Source organism: Bilophila sp. 4_1_30 (assembly GCF_000224655.1).
Taxonomy (GTDB): domain Bacteria; phylum Desulfobacterota; class Desulfovibrionia; order Desulfovibrionales; family Desulfovibrionaceae; genus Bilophila; species Bilophila wadsworthia.
The window spans coordinates 107,653-109,620 of record NZ_JH114231.1 but is presented as its reverse complement, the minus strand read 5'-3'; the positions used below and the strand labels follow the sequence as shown (position 1 = coordinate 109,620).

The following is a 1,968-nucleotide window of genomic DNA, read 5'->3' as shown; positions in this document are numbered from 1 at the left end:
AGTTCCTCGACAAGCGCGGCGGCGAACAGGGCGGTATGCCCAGCGGCGCGGGCGGCAGTGAAGGCGGCTACAGCGCTCCCCGTCGCCCCGCTCAGCCCGGAGGCGGCAACCGTCCCCAGCAGCGCCCGCAGCAGCGGCAGGACGATTACGAAGATCTGGGCCCGGCGTTTCCTTCCGAGGCCAGCGGCATGGACGACGTGCCGTTCTAGAAAAATATTGGGGAGGGAAAGAGTGACCGGGTGGCGGCCCTTCTCCTCCCCAAACCTGCCAGCGCGGCTCGCGCCCTCCCTTTCCCCTCCCAAGACGTTTGACTGGTGGGGAGGCCGCGCGGAAGGAGTTCGTTCCGATGTACGGCTGGGGGAGACGGGGTTTCCGTGTTTGACTCAAAGGTAACTTTTCCGCATCATACGGCGTGTCCGTTGATGGCAACGCCTCCGAAACACGCGCCATCGGATCACAGGGGAGCACCTTGGAAAGAGGCAAGCTCCGTTTTTCATCCATAAACACGAGGCACTGATCATAGCTACGCGACTGGAAGGCAACACGGCGGGCCTGAAGCCCAGCCAGATGAAGGCGCTGACGCGTCTGGGGCAACGGCGATATCCCGTACAGGGCGGCTACACAACGGAACAGGCCCGCGAACTCGCGCTCCTTTCACGCGCACTCGGGCGTCAGGTCGGCCTCGTCATCGATCGGCAGGGCAAGGTGGATATGGTTATCGTGGGCGATCCCGCGTCCATCCTGATCCCGGAATTGCCGCGCGGGCGCGGCGCGGCGGGCCGTCTGCGCGGCATCCGCCTGATGCACACGCACCTTTCGCCGGACGGGCTTTCCCAAGAAGACTTGATGGACATGCTGTTCCTGCGCCTGGACAGCGTTTCCGTGCTGACCGTCAACGATTACGGCGATCCCGTCAGCTTTCAGAGCGGGCACCTGCTTCCCCCCAACGCGGACAGCAAGCCTTACCGCGTCCATCCCATGACCGCATGGGATCGCGTGGACATCGATTTCAACGCCGAAGCCGTCTCGCTGGAAGAGGAACTTGGCCGCGTGCTCTCCGAAGCTTCGGAGGCGGGGGACAGCCCCCGGGCGATCCTCGTATCCGTCTCTCCCCTCCCCCGCGCCATACAGGAAACGCACATCGAGGAGCTCCGGGAACTGGCGCGCAGCGCAGGCATCGTGGTGACCGGGTCGCTTATCCAGCGGGTCGCCGACATCCATCCCCGGCATATTTTGGGTAAAGGCAAACTGACGGAACTTGAGATTTTGGCCTTGCAGGGCCAGGCCTCGCTGATCATCTTCGACGGCGAACTCACGCCCGCTCAGCTCAACAGCCTTTCGGAAGTCACCGAGCGCAAAGTGCTCGACCGGACACAGCTCATTCTGGACATCTTCGCCCAGCGCGCAACAACCCGGGCGGGCAAGCTGCAAGTGGAAATGGCCCAGCTCAAGTACACGCAGCCCCGGCTTGTGGGCAAAAACCGGGCTATGGACAGGCTCATGGGCGGCATCGGCGGCCGTGGCCCGGGGGAAACCAAGCTGGAAACGGACAGGCGCCGCATCCGTGAGCGTATCGCCAAGATCAAGAAAGAGCTTGACGGGTTGCGCCAGCAACGGGCCTTTACCCGTGCCCGCCGCGCCCGGCAGGGTTTGCCGGTGGCCGCGCTGGTGGGCTACACCAACGCCGGAAAATCGACGCTCCTCAACGCCCTGACCCGCTCCGAGGTGCTGGCGGAAGACAAGCTGTTCGCCACGCTGGACCCCACCACCCGGCGGCTCCGCTTCCCCGAAGAGCACGAACTTGTGCTGGCGGATACGGTCGGATTTATCCGCAACCTCCCAAAGGAATTGACCGAAGCCTTTCAAGCCACCCTTGAGGAGCTGGAGGCCGCCGATCTGCTGCTGCATGTGGCCGATGCCTCGCATCCCGAGTTCGACCGCCAGATCGCGGCTGTGGACGGCATCCTT

1 protein-coding gene and 1 pseudogene are annotated in these 1,968 nt (G+C 64.1%); both read left to right on the top strand.

All coding sequences use genetic code 11. The features are described 5' to 3' along the window. Positions 1 to 209 (top strand): annotated as a pseudogene (locus HMPREF0178_RS00540) (single-stranded DNA-binding protein); the annotation flags it as partial. A 358-nt stretch (positions 210 to 567) separates the two neighbouring features. Further along, the coding region (gene hflX, locus HMPREF0178_RS00535) for a GTPase HflX (protein WP_009367952.1) at positions 568 to 1,968 on the top strand (1,401 nt) is incomplete at its 3' end.